Source organism: Arthrobacter sp. Soil_C_60, assembly GCF_057656375.1.
In genome coordinates this window covers 187,417-204,310 of sequence record NZ_JBDGKM010000004.1, presented here as the reverse complement: position 1 = coordinate 204,310, position 16,894 = coordinate 187,417, and the positions used below count along the sequence as shown (strand labels likewise).

The window sequence follows — 16,894 nt, the reverse complement described above, 5'->3', positions numbered from 1 at the left end:
CTTGGGAAAATCGGCTGCCCGTGACAATGTTGACTCTGATACTAGGAGGACCTGAGCTGTGAATCCACCCCCGGCCCGTCCGGCCGCAGGCAGCAAGACTGCCGGCCGAATCGTTTCCTGGCGCGACGTTGAACCGGCTCCGGTCGTGCTCATCAGCGGGCCGGAAGAATATTTGGCACACCGGGCCAGAGACCGTATTCGTTCGCTGACCCGCGGAGTGCATCCGGACGTCGAGCTCACCACGCTGGAAGCCGCATCCTATGCGTCCGGCCAACTGACCATGATTGCCAGCCCCAGCCTCTTCGGCGAGTCAAAGCTCGTTGAAGTGGACGGAGTTGCGCAGATGAACGACGAGTTTCTGGCCGACGCCTTGGCATACCTGCGGGCGCTGGCGGAGGACGTCACTCTGGTGCTGCACCATTCGGGCGGCGTCCGGGGCAAGAAATTGCTTGACGCTATCAAGGCCAGCGGGGCACCAGTGGTCGACTGCCAGGCGATGAAGAAGGACTCCGACAAACTGGACTTTGTCCGGCGGGAGTTCAAAGCCGCCCGGCGCGGACTCGATCCGGCGGCCGGTCAAGCCCTGGTCTCTGCCGTCGGGGCATCCCTCCCGGACCTTGCGGCGGCGTGCAACCAGCTGATCTCGGACGTTCAGGGAACGGTCACGGAGGAGACGGTCGAGAAGTACTATGGCGGCCGGGTGGAAGCCACCGGATTCAAGGTGGCTGACGCCGCCGTCTCCGGCAGGGGCGCCGTCGCCCTGTCCACGCTTCGCCATGCATTGGCCACGGGTGTGGATCCGGTGCCGATCGTCGCTGTCCTGGCTATGAAACTCCGGCAGATCGCCAAGGTAAAGGGAGCATCAGTCAGCGCCAAAGACGCCGGCCTGGCCCCGTGGCAGTTCGACCAAGCACGTAAGGACGCCAGGAACTGGGACTCGGCTGCGCTTGCTGCCTGTATTCAGATGCTTGCCGAAACCGATGCCCAGGTGAAGGGCGCAGCCCGGGATCCCGAATATGCCGTCGAGCGCGCCGTTACCGTCATCGCAGCGAGCGTTGGCCACTGACTTCCTATCGTTAACGCTGAAGGCCCCCGCCGAATCGGCGGGGGCCTTCATGTCATCGGCGGTTAATGCCGGTGAGCTTTGGAGCTGCTTCCTAGAGGGCGTTGACCTTCTTGGAAATAGCGGACTTGCGGTTAGCAGCGTTGTTCTTGTGAATAACGCCCTTGCTGACAGCCTTGTCCAGCTTGCGGCTGGCCGTAGCCAGAGCAGCGGTTGCACCGTCCTTGTCGGAGGACTCAACGGCGCTGCCGACTGCGCGGATAGCAGTCCTCAGCTCGGACCGGACAGCGATATTGCGCTGGCGGGCCTTCTCGTTGGTCAGGATGCGCTTCTTCTGGGACTTGATATTAGCCACGTATAAACTCTCTTTGTTGCGGACTGGTCGGTGAGGGCAGTCAGACCGGCCATTGACTGAGCGGCGTGGGGATACCGTAATGGCAGCCGGCCTGAGGTGCCCGTCGACCTGCGCGGACACACAGCTATAAATGTTAGCAGAAAAGCGCCACGGGCTGCGTCCGCCGTGGAGGCGGCGCGCCGAGCACTAATTCCAGCCGCGCGTCTTTCTTAGCGCCCTCGCCACCTGGGAAAACTCGCGTTCGCCCAGGACGGCTCCCTCGCGCCGGATATCCCGCGGGTCCAACTGCAGTACACGGTCGAGCTTCACCTCGCTGGGCCGTCCGCGGGAGTCCCAAGATCCATACCCTATGTCTACATAGTCCTCATGGCTGCTTGTTCCGTTGTTCCGGTCCTGGCTGGTCATCATCAATGCCAGCAGCCATTGGCCGTTACGACCTATCAGCAGCACCGGACGGTCTTTGCCCTTGCTGTGGTCCTCTTCGTAAGGAACCCAGGTCCAGACGATTTCCCCAGGATCTGGTTCGCCGTCTGGACTGGGGGAGTAGGTCACGGAAGCCCTGCCGCGGAAGTCGCCGGGGTAAGGCACGCTCAGTTCTCCTCGGCCGCGTTCCGTTGCGGGTCCAGGCCGGCTGTAAGGCGCCCGCCCTCGCCTTGCAGCCGGGGGCTTGGATGTTGACGTGCGGTTGACCGCCCGGAAGACTTTTGCGGCACCGCGGAGCAGCCGGCTAATAGTGTTCACGCTGAAAGCCATGCACCAAAACTACCCGCCGAATCCGTACTTGCCGGGAAGAAACAAGGGGCATCTCATGGGAGACTGTTAACTTGGTATCTATCGAAGAGCCATCATCGAAGCCCCGTTAGAGAGTTAGGAAACCGCTGTGTCACCCATGGCCCGCACCGCACCGGTGCCTGCCGCCACAGATCCGGCGATCATCAGGAATTTCTGCATCATCGCCCATATCGACCACGGGAAGTCCACCCTGGCGGACCGGATGCTGCAGTTAACCGGCGTAGTTGAGCAGCGGGACATGAAGGCCCAGTACCTGGACCGGATGGACATCGAGCGCGAACGCGGTATCACCATCAAGTCCCAGGCCGTCCGTCTGCCGTGGGAACTAGACGGCAAGACCTACGCGCTGAACATGATTGACACACCTGGCCACGTGGACTTCACCTATGAGGTGTCCCGGTCCTTGGCTGCCTGCGAGGGCGCTGTTCTGCTCGTCGACGCGGCGCAGGGCATTGAAGCCCAGACGCTGGCGAACCTGTATCTGGCGATGGAGAACGACCTGACCATCATCCCGGTGTTGAACAAGATCGACCTGCCCGCGGCGCAGCCCGAGAAGTATGCAGCGGAGCTTGCCAACCTGATCGGCGGCGATCCCGAGGATGTGCTGAAGGTCTCTGGTAAGACCGGCATGGGAGTAGAGGCCCTGCTGGACAAAATTGTCCGCGACCTCCCCGCCCCGGTCGGCAATGCCGATGCCCCCGCCCGTGCCATGATCTTCGATTCGGTCTACGACACCTACCGTGGCGTGGTGACCTACGTCCGCGTGATCGATGGAGAACTCAAACCCCGCGAGCGCATCCAGATGATGTCCACCAGGGCCACCCACGAACTGCTGGAAATCGGTGTCAGCTCTCCTGAGCCGGTACCGTCCAAGGGCTTGGGCGTTGGCGAAGTCGGCTACCTGATCACCGGCGTGAAGGACGTGCGCCAGTCCAAGGTCGGCGACACGGTCACCACCCTGAACAACCCTGCCCCGGAGTCCCTCGGCGGCTACGCGGATCCGAAACCGATGGTCTTCTCCGGTCTCTACCCGATCGACGGAGCAGATTATCCCGTACTCCGCGACGCACTGGACAAGCTCAAGCTCAACGATGCCGCACTGATTTACGAACCGGAAACCTCGGCCGCTCTCGGCTTCGGCTTCCGCGTGGGCTTCCTCGGCCTGCTCCACCTGGAAATCACGCGTGAACGCCTGGAGCGCGACTTCAATCTGGACCTGATTTCCACCGCGCCCAACGTGGTTTATGAGGTGACCCTCGAAGACAAGAAGGTTATTACGGTCACCAACCCCAGCGAATATCCGGACGGTAAAGTCTCCGAGGTCCGGGAGCCGATGGTTTCTGCTACCATCCTGGCTCCCAACGAGTTTGTGGGCGCCATCATGGAGCTCTGCCAGGGCCGCCGCGGCGACATGAAGGGCATGGACTACCTGTCGGAAGACCGGGTGGAGCTTCGCTACCGGCTGCCGTTGGCCGAAATCGTCTTCGACTTCTTCGACCTGCTCAAGTCCAAGACCCGCGGCTACGCCTCCCTCGACTGGAAGGCCGACGGCGACCAGGTCGCGGACCTGGTCAAGGTGGACATCCTGCTGCAGGGCGAACAGGTGGACGCGTTCAGCGCCATCACCCACAAGGACAAGGCCTACAGCTACGGCGTGATGATGACGGGCAAACTGCGCGAGCTCATCCCTCGCCAGCAGTTCGAGGTGCCCATCCAGGCAGCCATCGGCTCGCGCATCATCGCCCGCGAGAATATCCGTGCCATCCGCAAGGACGTGCTGGCCAAGTGCTACGGCGGCGACATCAGCCGTAAGCGCAAGCTGCTGGAGAAGCAGAAGGAAGGCAAGAAGCGCATGAAAATGGTCGGCCGGGTGGAAGTTCCACAGGAAGCCTTCATCGCAGCGCTGTCGTCCGACGAATCGAAAGACAAGAGCAAGAAGTAAACCGAAGTGATCAAAACAACGACGACGGCGGCGGTCACCTGTGCCTAGCGTCCTGCCGCTGGGAGACCCGGCACCGGCCGATGGCTTGCTGCCGCCACAGGCCGCTGCCGGCGCCCAGGACCGGGACTTCTGTCTCTACGTCCACATTCCGTTCTGCTCGGTACGTTGCGGGTACTGCGACTTCAATACCTACACGGCCAAGGAGCTCGGCTCGGGTGCGTCGCAGGATGAATACGCCGGTACACTCAACGCCGAACTCGACCTGGCGGCCAAGGTGCTGCCCGCATCCGGGCTGCCCCGGCGCCCGCTGTCGACGGTCTTTTTCGGCGGCGGTACTCCCACCTTGTTGCCGGCGTCGGATCTGGCGGCCATTCTGGCCCGTGCCACCGAACTATGGGGTCTGGCACCGGGGGCCGAAGTCACTACGGAGGCCAATCCGGACTCCGTCACGCCCGAATCGCTGCAGACGCTTGCGGCGGCCGGGTTTACCCGTGTTTCCTTCGGGATGCAGTCGGCAGTGCCCCACGTACTCAAGGTGCTTGACCGTACCCATGATCCGGAACGCGTTCCGCAGGCGGTGCGCTGGGCACGCGAGGCCGGGCTGCACGTCAGTCTGGACTTGATCTACGGCACTCCGGGGGAGTCGGTTGCCGACTGGGAAGCCAGCTTGGATGCCGCCATCGACTGCGAACCGGATCATATTTCGGCCTATGCGCTGATCGTGGAGGAGGGCACCAAGCTCGCTGCCCAGATCCGCCGCGGCGAAGTACCGGGAATTGACGACGACGACCACGCCACCAAATATGAACTCGCCGAGGCGCGGCTGGCTGCCGCCGGCTTTGGCTGGTACGAGGTCAGCAACTGGGCCCGCACCGAAGCCGACCGCTGCCGTCACAATCTCTCTTACTGGCGTGGTGATGACTGGTGGGGTGCAGGCCCCGGGGCCCACTCCCACATGGGCGGCGTCCGCTGGTGGAACGTGAAGCATCCGGCCGCCTACGGCCAACGTCTGTCAACGGGAGTCTCTCCGGCGGCGGGTCGGGAAACCCTTGACGCCGCGACCCGCAAACTGGAACATGTGATGCTTCAGACCCGCATTATCGACGGTTTGCGGACACAGGAATTGGGCCCGCAGGGACGGAAAGCGGTAGCCGGTCTGATCGCAGACGGGCTAGTGGACGGACCGGCGGCTTTCGCCGGCACCGTCCGGCTCACCTTGCAGGGCAGGCTTCTTGCCGACGCCGTGGTCCGCCGCCTGCTGGAAGACTGACAGGCACATAGTGGATTAGCCCTTTCTGGGCGCGCCGACTGCCTGCCTAGTTGAGCAGGCGCAGATTCAACGAGTAGCGGTAGGGGCGGCCGCGGTTGACTGCGATGCCTGCCATCACGGAGAACACCGTGAGGAAGACCCAGATTGCGGCTGCAATGACGGCAAAGAAGCCGCTGATCACAGGCACCAGAATCAGGATGTTGGCAATAACAGCAACGATCGTTGGCGGAAGTGTGAAGTTCAGGGCTTCCTTCGACTCTTGGGCCGTGAAGGGGCCGCGGTCCTTGAAGATCAGGTAGATCACCAGCGAAGGAAAGCAGCCCAGGATGCCGCCGAAATGAGCCAGAGTGGCCCACTGACGGTCTTCGGACGGCGTCAGCGGCAGGGCTGAGGAAGAGGCGCTTTCATACTGCGTCCGGGGAGCCGGTTGACGATCCGGTTGCTTCTTGCGCGCGGGGTTGTCTGACACAGGACCTACCTCAGGGAATTCGTTTTCGTTCTAATGGCTATTTACCTACGAAACTAAGATTAGCCGCAATGACCGGTAAACACCGGACTGGGGTCAATCTTCCGGCGCAGAATGGGGTTGCCGCAATGCGCATTCCTCAGGCGGTGAGGAAATCGATGACTTCTTCAACGCGTCCCAGCAGGGACGGTTCCAGGTCCGCGTAGGAGTTGACGCTGCCAAGCAAGCGCTTCCACCCGTCCGCGATGTCGATCTGGGTTTTGTTGGGCCACCCGAGGCCGGCGAGGATTCCGGTTTTCCAATCGGTTCCGCGCGGAACCACCGGCCATTTTTCCAGCCCGATGACGGCCGGCTTAATGGCCTGCCAGACATCCACATACGGGTGACCGACAATCAGCACGTTGTTGCGTGCCGATGGAACTGCCATGGCGGCCTGGGCAATACGCCACTCCTTGGTGTCGGGCAGCAGATGGTCTACCAGAATGCCCAGTTTTCGCTGCGGCCCCGGACTGAACGCCGTAACCGCCGAAGCCAGGTCATCCACGCCGTGGAGCGGCTCGACGACTATGCCTTCAACCCGAAGATCGTGGCCCCACACCTTCTCGACGAGTTCGGCATCGTGCTTGCCTTCGACCCAGACCCGGCTGGCCTTGGCCACCTGCGCGCGCAGTCCTTCTACTCTGACCGATCCGGAGGCCGTCCGCTGCGGACGTCCGACGGCGGCAGCGGCCATGGCAGGAACTACCTCCACGGGTTCACCTTCCAGCAGAAAGCCGAAGCCCAGGGGGAAGGAACGTTTCTTTCCCCGCCGGTCCTCCAGCGACACCAGATGGACCCCGCCGGACTTCTCCACGCGCACCACCGCACCTACCCAGCCGCTTTCGACGTCCTCCAGTACCAGCCCGGGTTCGGCCCCGACCTTGCGAAGCTGACGCGACTTCGGAGCGGATAGATCCTGTGGTCCCCAGCCGTAGCTGCTCATCGGTTGTAGTCCTTCGGTCACGCAGCTATCGGGTAGCTGCTGGCGATCAGCGGAGCCGCCGATAGATGCATGGCAGCCTGACAATGCTAACAACGTGCCAAAGGTATTAGACTTAGCACTTGGACGTGTTGAGTGCTAACCGGCATGTCTGCTGCAGCCGTACGAAATCAGGAGGTGCCCAGTGAGCGAAGGCCGTCGGCTCGAGGTGCTGCGCGCTATCGTGGAAGACTACGTGCATTCGCGCGAACCCGTGGGGTCCAAAGCACTGGTTGACCGCCACCATTTAGGTGTTTCCTCGGCCACAATCCGCAACGACATGGCTGCTCTGGAAGAAGAAGGCCTGATTGTCGCTCCGCACACTAGCGCTGGCCGCATTCCAACGGACAAGGGCTACCGGCTCTTCGTCGACCGGATTTCGGATGTGAAACCGCTCTCCTCCGCAGAACGCCGTGCCATCCAAGCCCTGCTCGAGAGCGCGGGCGACCTGGATGATGTCATGGATCGCACCGTGAGGTTGTTATCCCAGCTGACCAATCAGGTAGCCGTAATCCAGTATCCGCGGCTGGGGCGTGCTTGCACCAGGCACATCGAGTTTGTCCTGCTCGCACCGCAACAGGTCCTCGTTGTCCTGATTGCCGACAACGGGAAAGTTGAGCAGCGGGTCATTTCCCTGCCTGATCCCGTCACGGATGAAGAATTATCCGACCTCCGATCGGCCTATCTCTCCGAATTGGCCGGGCACCCCCTCGATTCGGTGGGCGGGCTGCTGCGGAACGGATTGAAAGACGTCAGACCCGGCACGGAGGCTATCGTGCCACCGCTTTCAGCGGCCTTGGAAAATCTTGCTGCAGCCACACAAGAGGAACGTATCCTCATGGCCGGCACGGCCAACTTGGCCCGTTCCCCCATGGATTTCCCGTTGAGTATCGGACCCATCCTCGAGGCGCTCGAGGAACAGGTGGTCCTGCTCCGCCTGCTGTCGGAGATGCAGCAGGACGCCCGCGGGATTTCCGTACGCATTGGACATGAGAACCCGTACGGTTCGTTGGTGGAAACATCCGTGGTCGCAACAGGCTATGGTCCGGGTTCTTCAGCCAAGCTGGGCATCCTCGGTCCAACCCGGATGGATTATCCAACTACTATGGCCGCCGTCCGCGCCGTAGCCCGTTATTTGTCACGCATCCTTGCCGGATAGGCAGCCGGCCAACAAGCAGCAACATGGGCAGCGGGAGCCGCTGTCCGCAACCGATTCCCAGGAAGAGAAGTAATACAAGGTGAGCAACCACTACGACGTACTCGGTGTCAGCCGCGATGCCACTGCTGAGGAAATCAAGAAGGCCTATCGGAAACTGGCTCGCAAGCTCCACCCTGATGTGAACACCGGGCCGGAGGCTGCGGAACAGTTCAAGCAGGTCAGCCATGCGTACGAGGTGCTGTCGGACCCGCAGAAGCGGCGGGTATATGACACCACAGGCAATGAGAACGGCACGGACAGCGGCTTCGGCGGCGGCTATTCGGGTGCTGGGTTCGCCTTCCAGGATATTTTCGAAACCTTCTTCGGTGGGCAGGGCACTGCCGGACCGCCTTCGCGCACGCGCCGCGGACAGGACGCACTGATCAATGTCCGCATCGATCTCAAAGATGCCGTGTTCGGCGTCAATAAGAAGATCGAAGTGGACACCGCCGTCGTTTGCCCCACGTGCGACGGCAGCTGCTGCCGTCCCGGCACGAGCCCGCGGACCTGCGACATCTGCGGCGGTTCGGGCCAGGTACAGCGTGCCGTCCGCTCCATCTTGGGGCAGGTCATGACCGCCGCTCCCTGCGGAAGCTGCCAGGGCTTCGGCACGATCATTCCCGACCCGTGCAACGAATGTAATGGGGAGGGGCGCATCCGCAGCCGCCGCTCGCTGACCATCAAAATTCCGGCAGGTGTCGGAACGGGCACCCGGATCCAGCTGGCCGGGCAGGGCGAATCAGGTACGGCAGGCGGCCCCCAGGGCGACCTCTACGTCGAGATCCGTGTTGCCCTGGATAAGAATTTCATCCGTGAGGGCGACGACCTCCATGTGACGATGGCGGTACCCATGACGGCTGCGGCCCTCGGTACGGATGTGGACATGGACACGTTCGACGGGACGCAGTCGCTGAACATCAAGCCTGGTACCCAGGCGGGCGAGGTCATCACCCTCAAGGGGCTTGGGGTGACGCATCTGCGGGGCTACGGCCGCGGCGATCTGAAGGTCCATGTGCACGTGGAAACGCCCACCCGACTCGATTCCGAGCAAGAGGAACTGCTGCGCCAGCTGGCAGCGTCGCGCGACGAGCAGTTCACCGAGGGCAAGCTTGCGGGCAGCGGCAGCGGCGTGTTTGCCCGGCTGCGGGACAAGCTCGGCAATCTCTAACAGTGACCAATCCCGTTTTCTTCACCGAACCTGGAGCACTGGCGGAGGTGGCATCCGGTGAGGAATTCGTCCTGACCGGTGCCGAGGCCAGGCATGCTGTCGCGGTTAAGCGTCTGAGCCCCGGCGAGAGCGTGGACGTCGTGGACGGACGGGGCATGCGGCTTTCCGGAACGGTCGTCTCGACGGGTACGGAGAGCCTGACCGTCTCCGTCGAGACCGTTGCCCCGGAACCCGCGGCACCCTTCCGGCTTACGCTCGTCCAGGCGTTGGCCAAGGGCGACCGTGATGAACTTGCGATCGAAGCTGCCACGGAACTGGGTGTGGACGAGGTAGTTCCCTGGCAGGCCGAACGGAGCATTGTCCGCTGGCGCGACGCCAAGGCTGCCAAGGGGATGGCGAAGTGGGAATCGACGGTCCGTTCCGCCGCGAAGCAAGCGCGCCGCGCCACAGTTCCTGACGTCGCGCCGCTGGTTGATTTGAAATCGCTCTGTGGACGTATCGGCGAGAGCAGGTTGGCGCTGATCCTCCACGAGGACGCCCGGCTGTCGCTGGCAGAAGCGGTCCAGAGAAGCGGATTGGAATCGGAAGCAGACCTGGAGCAGAGCATTCTCATGATCGTCGGGCCCGAGGGCGGCATGAGTCCCCGCGAGGTCGAGCAGATGCGTGAGGCGGGGGCGGTGCCGGTGATCCTGGCCCCGCATGTGCTCAGGTCCTCAACTGCCGGGCCGGCCGCCGTCGCGCTGCTCAGCGAGCGGCTGGGCCGCTGGAACTGAACGCTGTCTGGCCCGCTTACCTGACCGTGAAAACCTTGCTGTCAGCATTCTGAGGCTCCTCGGTACGGCCGCTCATGTCCTCGTGGAAGACCGTAACCCGGTATGTGCCAGGATCGAGCTCCTGGCTGAACCGGAACTCACCGGTTTCACCCGCAGCTGAGTCAACCTGCACCGTACCCTCTTCGAGGATGCTTCCTTCACCGGTGTCTTCCGCCGACTCCAGCCGCGAAATGCGCCAGGACAATTGGGATTCAAAGGCTACACCGCGCCCGTAGACCTCCACCCGTCCTTCAGCGGAAGCTCCATGCTGTGGATCAATGATCCAGATCGGTGCACTGAGATTGGCGTCGCGGGACATCGGCTCGCCGAGCTCCACATGACCGAATGCCTTGTAGCCGGAATGCCCGTCAACCAGGATCACGACGTCGAGCGGGTTTTCCGCGGTACTCAAACCGGCATTGGCAGCTGCAGCGGTGGCGGTGTAGACCAATTGCTGCACTGCACGTTCCGCAATCCCGGCATCCACATCGGACTTAAAAGCGTCGGAGGAGATGTCCAGCGTAATGACGGATCCGTTGGTGATGGAGGCTCCAACTTTTGACGCAGGCTGCCAAGGATTGAAGTAGTCCGGGTCCAGCGGCTGCAGCTTGGTGACCGCGCTGATTGCACTAGTGATCGGATCACCAAGATCCTCCGCTTCGCGGAACTCGCGGTAGAGGAACACGGTGTCGGCATTAGTGCCCAGCCAATAGACCGGGGACAAAGCAGTACTTTGCAATGTTTCCACCGGAGCACTGGTCACCAGGGGACTGCTCTGGATGCTCGGCTGGCCGCTGCCCGCCGGCATGGAAGTCTGGCCGTTCGGACCGTTACCGGAAGGCGTGCAACCAATCATGACCATGGAGCCAAGGGTCAACACTGCCAGCCACGCGCGGAATCGGCGCGGGGCTGCATGGTGCGGCCGGTGGTGTTGCTCTCTGGAAATGACCGGATTCCTCCTCAACTCATGGCGGCGTCCTGTACGCGAACGGAAGTCTGATGGCGGCACCTTCTGGTACCTGAAAAACCAGCTTGGCATACTGCCGGCGTCCAGACGCGCGGTTGGGCCGTCTCTCAACCGGACTGATGCACGATTGAGACAGGATCGATATCTACCGGTCATGCATGGATTTCGGGAACGACATCCGGCCGTTGCCGTAGCATTGAGATGTACAGCAATCCCACACAACAGTCGAACTAGCTAAGGGGAGATGGAAGGCCTGCCGGCCGCTTTATGTCGGAAACACGTCTGGATGTGGATCCGCTCGGATCCAGTAACCGTTCCATCCACTTTGAATCGTCGGAACATATGGTCAAGGCACTCGGAGCCCAGGATGAGGTGCTCCGGCTCATAGAATCCGAGTTCAGCGACGTGAATCTGCATGTACGCGGCAACGAACTCTCCATCTCCGGCCCGCCTGCTGCCGTCGACCGCACGGAGCGCCTGCTGGAGGAAATCCGCACCCTGGCTGCCAATGACACGCGTGTGTCGCCGCAGGTAGTTGCACAGCTGCTGCGCATGCTCAGCGAGCAATCAGTTGCCAGGCCGGCCGAAGTGCTGACGCTGAACATTCTTTCTTCGCGCGGACGGACCATCCGTCCGAAGACGCTGAATCAGAAGAACTACGTGGACGCCATCGACAACAACACCGTTGTCTTCGGCATCGGCCCGGCGGGAACGGGCAAGACATATCTGGCCATGGCCAAAGCCGTCCAGGCCCTGCAGCACAAGGAAGTCAACCGGATCATCCTGACGCGTCCGGCCGTTGAAGCGGGGGAGCGGCTCGGCTTCCTGCCCGGCACGCTCAGTGACAAGATCGACCCCTACCTGCGTCCGCTCTATGACGCACTGCACGACATGATGGATCCGGATTCCATTCCACGGTTGATGGCAGCGGGCACCATTGAGGTCGCCCCTTTGGCGTATATGCGCGGCCGGACCCTCAACGATGCGTTCATCATTCTGGATGAAGCGCAGAACACCACCCCGGAACAGATGAAGATGTTCCTGACCCGGCTGGGCTTCGGCTCGAAAATGGTAGTGACGGGCGACGTCACGCAGATCGACCTTCCGGGCGGCACGAGCTCGGGACTCAAGATCGTCAGTGAGATCCTGCAGGGTGTGGATGACGTCAATTTCTCCATGCTGGAGGCTTCGGACGTGGTCCGGCACCGGCTGGTCAGCGACATCGTCACCGCGTACGGCCGTTGGGACGACGAACGCCGGAAGCCCTCGACAGCCCGGCGGCGGCGGACGGAACAGGAGAGCTAGCACGTGGCCATCGAAGTCAACAACGAGACAGAGTACGACGCCGACGAAGCCGGCCTGGCCCGCCTCGGCCGCTATGTGCTCGAAAGCCTCTATGTGCACCCGGAAGCCGAACTCTCCATCATCCTGGTCGACACGGACGCCATGGAACGGCTCCACATTGAGTGGATGGACGAACCGGGGCCCACGGATGTGCTCTCCTTTCCCATGGACGAACTACGGCCGGGCACAGCGGCGCAGCCCAGCCCCGCCGGGGTCCTTGGCGACATCGTCATCTGCCCGAAAGTCGCGGATGAGCAGGCCAAAAAGGCCGGCCACAGCATTGGCGACGAGATGCTGCTGCTGGCCACGCACGGCCTTCTGCACCTGCTCGGTTACGACCACGCCGAGCCGGAAGAGGAGCAGGAAATGTTCTCCCTCCAACGCCAACTGCTCGCTGCGTTCCTGGGCAAGGAAGCGCCCACGGAGACCACGCGTTGATCATTGGGTCCCTGGCCGGCATGGCGCTGGCCTTCACGCTCTTCGCGGCAGTACTGACCGCCGCTGAGGCAGCGTTTACCTACCTACCGCGGCAGGAAGCCGAACAGCTTCTGGCCAGCGGGCGCGTACGTACATTGGCGATGGTGCTCCAAGCGCCGGTAGCCCACATGCACGCCCTGCGGTTCTGGCGTGTCTGGTTTGAAATGGCGGGCGCCGTTGCGGTCGCCCTGCTTTTCCATGACCTGCTGGATAACATCTGGCTGGCGGGACTGCTCGCCACGGTGACCATGGCGGCGGTGGGCTTCGTGCTGGTTGGCGTTTCGCCACGCCAGTTCGGCCGCATCCACGCTCCCGCCGTGGTTAAGGCAACGGCTCCCGCCATACGCTTCCTGTGCGGAATTCTCGGCCCGGTACCCGGCTGGCTCGTGCGCTTGGGCAGCGCAATCGCGCCGAATGCCCCGCGGGCAGATGCCGCTTTCTTCTCTGAGGAGGAGTTCCGCGACCTTGTGGACCGTGCCAGCGAGGCGGAAATGATCGAAGACGCGGAAGCGGAACTCATCCACTCGGTCTTCGAGCTGGGCGATACCAAGGTGCGCGCCGTGATGGTGCCGCGCACCGACATGCTCACTATCGATTCCGGCTCGACCCTGCAGCAGGCGATGTCCCTGTTCCTGCGTTCGGGTTATTCACGCATCCCGGTCATCGGCGAGAGTGCGGATCAAGTGCGCGGTATCCTCTATTTGAAGGATGTAGCCGCGCGGCTCCATTCGAGGCCCGGAACGGCGACGACGACCATGGTTGATGAGGCTTCCCGTGATGTACGGTATGTGCCGGAGTCAAAAGCGGTCAGCGACCTGCTCAAGGAGCTGCAGCGGGAGTCCACCCATGTGGCTATCGTCATCGACGAATACGGGGGCACTGCAGGTCTGGTCACTTTGGAAGACTTGATTGAGGAAATCGTTGGCGAAATTGTCGACGAGTATGATTCCGAGAGTCCCGAGATCGAGCCGCAGCCGGACGGGCGATACTTGATCAGCGCACGCACCAGCATTGACGACGTCGGCGAACTCTTCGATCTGGATCTGGACGACGAGGAAGTCGACACGGTCGGCGGATTGCTGGCCAAAACCCTGGGACGGGTCCCCATCGTCGGCAGCCAGGTGGAGATCGATGGTCTCCACCTGTATGCCGAAAGGCTTGAGGGCAGGCGGAACCGCGTCTCGCATGTCCTTGTATGGTTCCAGCCGCCCACAGACCAAGAGAATTCAGTGGCTGCCGACAACGGCGCCGCTGCCGCCAGCCAGGCACCCGCAGGTGCGGAATCGGAGACAGAACGATGAGTCCAAACAAAGGCATAGTTGTTGCCATGGCAACCGAAGGCTGGCCGGAGAACTACCGTGCCGGGTTTGTCTCGCTCGTGGGGCGGCCGAACGCCGGCAAGTCGACACTGACCAACGCGTTGGTGGGGCAGAAGGTGGCCATCACCTCGGCCAAGCCGCAGACCACCCGGCACACTATCCGCGGCATCGTCCACCGCGAGGACGCCCAGCTGGTGCTGGTGGATACGCCGGGGCTGCACCGGCCGCGGACGCTCCTGGGACAGCGCCTGAACGATCTGGTCGCCGACACGCTCTCCGAGGTGGACGCGATCGGCTTCTGCCTCCCCGCAAACGAAAAGATCGGTCCCGGGGACCGCTTTATCGCCAACCAGCTGGCCGCGCTGGCGAACAAGCCGGTCATCGCGCTGGTCACCAAGACCGATCTGGTGGACCGGGCTGCGCTGGCGGAGCAGCTGCTGGCCGTCACCGCACTGGGTGCCGAGGTCTTTCCGGATGGTTTTGCCGATGTCGTTCCCGTCTCGGCAGCCGACGGCTTCCAGGTCGACACGGTTACCGATGTGTTGATTTCGCGCATGCCGCTGTCTCCGCCGCTGTATCCCAGCGGTGAGTTGACTGATGAGCCGGAGGCGGTGATGGTAGCCGAGCTGATCCGCGAGGCTGCTTTGGAGGGTGTCCGGGACGAGCTGCCGCACTCTTTGGCCGTAGTGGTGGAAGAGATCGTTCCGCGCGAGGGACGCAGTGAGGACAGTCCATTGCTGGACGTCCGGGTCAATCTCTTCGTCGAACGCTCAAGCCAGAAAGCCATTATCATCGGCAAGGGTGGCGCGCGGCTTCGCGATGTCGGCACCAAGGCACGGCGTGGCATCGAGGCACTGCTGGGTACGCGGGTATACCTTGATCTTCATGTGAAAATCGCCAAAGACTGGCAACGGGACCCGAAACAGCTGGTCCGGCTCGGCTTCTAGCAGTCCACGGGAACTTTTCACCGCGTCTGCCCGTAAAATATGTAGCAATCTATTGACTTAACCGTAGTGAGGGGGAACATCCGTGGGTCGTCGCGGCAGTTCCAGTGATGATCCACTGTTCCAAGAAGGCGCTGCACCGGGTCAGCCTGTGCGTGGGGGACAAGCCCCCCAGCCCCGGCGCGACACCGCCCGGCATCTGCGCTCCTCCAAGCGCATGGGTTGGCTGAAAATCGTTGCGGTGGTCCTGGCCTGCGCTTTGATCGCAGGAATCGGCGTCGTCGTTGTCAAAGTCATGGGCCTGCGCGCCAGCCTCACCGCCGAGCCGCTTAACCTGGGTACCGGTGCAACCGGCCTGCCGGTGGATCTGAGCACCGACCCGGTCCAGATCCTCATTCTCGGCACCGATTCCCGCGACAATACAGGCGGCGCATACGGCAAGGATCCCTCATCAGACGGCAAAGGTAACTCCGATGTCATGATGCTGATGAACCTTTCCGCGGACCGGGAGCGGGTGACCGTGGTCAGCCTGCCGCGCGACTTGCTGACCGACATTCCCACCTGCGAGGATCCCCAAACCGGGCAGGTATATCCCGCACAGGAGTTCGCCCAGTTGAACACCGCCTTGAGCTACGGCGGCCCCGGGTGCACGGTCGCGGCCGTCAATGAGCTGACCGGGATGGAAGTCGACCACTTCATGATGGCGGACTTCAACGCGGTCAAGGAGCTCTCCGAAGTCATCGGCGGCGTCGAAGTCTGCGTTAATGAACCGATTAACGACACCTATTCCAACCTGGTGCTGCCCGCCGGCGTCAGTTCAGTGCAGGGCGAGCAGGCGCTGGCGTTCCTGCGGACGCGCCACGCGTTCGGAGACGGCGGAGACCGCGGACGCATTCGCGCGCAGCAGAGCTTCCTGGCCTCGATGGCCCGCAAGATCATGTCCGAGGGCACGCTCACGAACGTACCCCGGCTCTACAATATCGCCGATGCGGTGGCAAGGAACCTCACGGTCGACGAAGGCCTGACCGAAATCACCAAGCTGCTGGCCCTGGCCGACCGCCTCAAGAATGTCGACCTGGGCAAGGTTGCCTTCGTCTCGCTGCCCACGTCGCTGTATGAGCCGAATCCGAACCGTCTGGTCATGGACGATGTAGAAGGGCAGAAGCTGTTCGAGATTCTGAGGAACGACGGCGACGTGACGGCTGGTTCCGAGCCCGAACCTTCCGCTTCGCCCACCGAGGCTCCGGAGGAGACCGAAGAGCCGTCGGAGACAGCCGAGCCTGAACCGGAAGAGACACTCTCCTTCGACCCATCGGTGCAGCCGGTGCAGGTCCTCAACGGATCCGGTGCCGAAGGCCGCAGCGAGGAGGTCGCTGAACAGCTGCAGTTGCTGGGGTATCTGCTCAGCGCTCCGGCGGAAACCGTGGCCAGGGCCGAGAGCACCAGCCCTGCCACCCAGATCTTCTATTCAGCCGGCTTCGAAGACGTTGCGCGTGCCCTTGCGGAGGAGCTGAACGTGCCCAAGGCCAACGTCCTGTCGTCCGAAACCCGTTACGGCGTCACGGTTTCTGTCGGAAAGGACTTCACCACCGGTGAGAAGCTGGATCCGACCGGGGGAGTGAGCGGTAACTTCACCGGACAGACTGCCGACCAGGTTACTTGTCAGGGTTCCGGCGGCTTCTAGATCCAGGTGCAAGCCGCTACTGCACCAACGCACGTTAAATGCTGTGGGACCTGCCGGAAAGGCAGGTCCCACAGC

16 protein-coding genes are annotated in these 16,894 nt (G+C 62.5%); 11 read left to right on the top strand and 5 right to left on the bottom strand.

Annotation, left to right across the window (positions count from 1 at the left end):
* Positions 1–58 precede the first annotated feature (58 nt).
* Entirely contained in the window at positions 59–1,066 is a 1,008-nt protein-coding gene (gene holA, locus AC3A4M_RS10655; RefSeq protein WP_498735725.1) for a DNA polymerase III subunit delta, read from the top strand.
* 91 nt (positions 1,067–1,157) lie between these two features.
* Here holA and rpsT read toward each other — a convergent pair whose 3' ends face one another.
* Both rpsT and AC3A4M_RS10645 read right to left on the bottom strand, forming a co-directional pair.
* Positions 1,158–1,418, bottom strand: coding sequence for a 30S ribosomal protein S20 (rpsT, locus tag AC3A4M_RS10650; protein WP_169997508.1), 261 nt, complete (start codon positions 1,416–1,418; stop codon positions 1,158–1,160).
* Between the two features lie 186 nt (positions 1,419–1,604).
* Positions 1,605–2,006 carry a type II toxin-antitoxin system PemK/MazF family toxin gene (locus tag AC3A4M_RS10645; RefSeq protein WP_498735724.1) on the bottom strand — a complete coding sequence of 134 codons (402 nt, stop codon included), beginning with the start codon at positions 2,004–2,006 and terminating at the stop codon, positions 1,605–1,607.
* A 292-nt stretch (positions 2,007–2,298) separates the two neighbouring features.
* Here AC3A4M_RS10645 and lepA point away from each other — a divergent pair, with 292 nt between their 5' ends.
* Together lepA and hemW are read left to right on the top strand one after the other, a co-directional pair.
* Positions 2,299–4,152, top strand: coding sequence for a translation elongation factor 4 (gene lepA / locus AC3A4M_RS10640; protein ID WP_498735723.1), 1,854 nt, complete (start codon positions 2,299–2,301; stop codon positions 4,150–4,152).
* 40 nt (positions 4,153–4,192) lie between these two features.
* Positions 4,193–5,422, top strand: a complete 1,230-nt coding sequence (gene hemW / locus AC3A4M_RS10635; RefSeq protein ID WP_498735722.1) for a radical SAM family heme chaperone HemW — start codon at positions 4,193–4,195, stop codon at positions 5,420–5,422.
* 46 nt (positions 5,423–5,468) lie between these two features.
* Here the strand turns inward: hemW and AC3A4M_RS10630 are convergent, their stop codons facing one another.
* On the bottom strand, positions 5,469–5,891 hold the full coding sequence (locus AC3A4M_RS10630; protein ID WP_498735721.1) for a DUF4870 domain-containing protein: 423 nt from the start codon (positions 5,889–5,891) through the stop codon (positions 5,469–5,471).
* 136 nt (positions 5,892–6,027) lie between these two features.
* The gene (locus tag AC3A4M_RS10625; protein ID WP_498735720.1) at positions 6,028–6,870 is read right to left on the bottom strand and encodes a DUF3097 domain-containing protein; all 843 of its coding nucleotides are present in this window, start codon (positions 6,868–6,870) and stop codon (positions 6,028–6,030) included.
* A 181-nt stretch (positions 6,871–7,051) separates the two neighbouring features.
* Between AC3A4M_RS10625 and hrcA the strand changes: the two genes are divergently transcribed.
* From hrcA to AC3A4M_RS10610, 3 genes are all read left to right on the top strand, one after another.
* On the top strand, positions 7,052–8,065 hold the full coding sequence (gene hrcA / locus AC3A4M_RS10620) for a heat-inducible transcriptional repressor HrcA (protein WP_498733450.1): 1,014 nt from the start codon (positions 7,052–7,054) through the stop codon (positions 8,063–8,065).
* A 79-nt stretch (positions 8,066–8,144) separates the two neighbouring features.
* Positions 8,145–9,272 (top strand): molecular chaperone DnaJ, encoded by a 1,128-nt coding sequence (gene dnaJ, locus AC3A4M_RS10615; protein ID WP_498735719.1) that lies wholly within the window; start codon positions 8,145–8,147, stop codon positions 9,270–9,272.
* Positions 9,273–9,274: 2 nt separating this feature from the next.
* Positions 9,275–10,045 carry a 16S rRNA (uracil(1498)-N(3))-methyltransferase gene (locus tag AC3A4M_RS10610; protein WP_498735718.1) on the top strand — a complete coding sequence of 257 codons (771 nt, stop codon included), beginning with the start codon at positions 9,275–9,277 and terminating at the stop codon, positions 10,043–10,045.
* Positions 10,046–10,061: 16 nt separating this feature from the next.
* Here AC3A4M_RS10610 and AC3A4M_RS10605 read toward each other — a convergent pair whose 3' ends face one another.
* Positions 10,062–10,808 (bottom strand): Gmad2 immunoglobulin-like domain-containing protein, encoded by a 747-nt coding sequence (locus tag AC3A4M_RS10605; RefSeq protein ID WP_498735717.1) that lies wholly within the window; start codon positions 10,806–10,808, stop codon positions 10,062–10,064.
* Positions 10,809–11,318: 510 nt separating this feature from the next.
* On the opposite strand from AC3A4M_RS10605, the gene AC3A4M_RS10600 reads away from it, so the two are divergent.
* The 5 genes from AC3A4M_RS10600 (at position 11,319) to AC3A4M_RS10580 (ending at position 16,819) form a co-directional block, all read left to right on the top strand.
* Positions 11,319–12,356 (top strand): PhoH family protein, encoded by a 1,038-nt coding sequence (locus AC3A4M_RS10600; protein WP_139003488.1) that lies wholly within the window; start codon positions 11,319–11,321, stop codon positions 12,354–12,356.
* A 3-nt stretch (positions 12,357–12,359) separates the two neighbouring features.
* Positions 12,360–12,833, top strand: coding sequence for an rRNA maturation RNase YbeY (gene ybeY / locus AC3A4M_RS10595; RefSeq protein WP_498735716.1), 474 nt, complete (start codon positions 12,360–12,362; stop codon positions 12,831–12,833).
* A gap of 20 nt (positions 12,834–12,853) precedes the next feature.
* Positions 12,854–14,173, top strand: coding sequence for a hemolysin family protein (locus AC3A4M_RS10590; RefSeq protein ID WP_498735964.1), 1,320 nt, complete (start codon positions 12,854–12,856; stop codon positions 14,171–14,173).
* Positions 14,170–15,138, top strand: coding sequence for a GTPase Era (gene era, locus AC3A4M_RS10585; RefSeq protein WP_498735715.1), 969 nt, complete (start codon positions 14,170–14,172; stop codon positions 15,136–15,138). The genes AC3A4M_RS10590 and era overlap by 4 nt, the downstream gene beginning before the upstream one ends.
* A 214-nt stretch (positions 15,139–15,352) precedes the next feature.
* Entirely contained in the window at positions 15,353–16,819 is a 1,467-nt protein-coding gene (locus tag AC3A4M_RS10580) for an LCP family protein (protein ID WP_498735714.1), read from the top strand.
* The last annotated feature ends 75 nt before the right edge of the window (positions 16,820–16,894 follow it).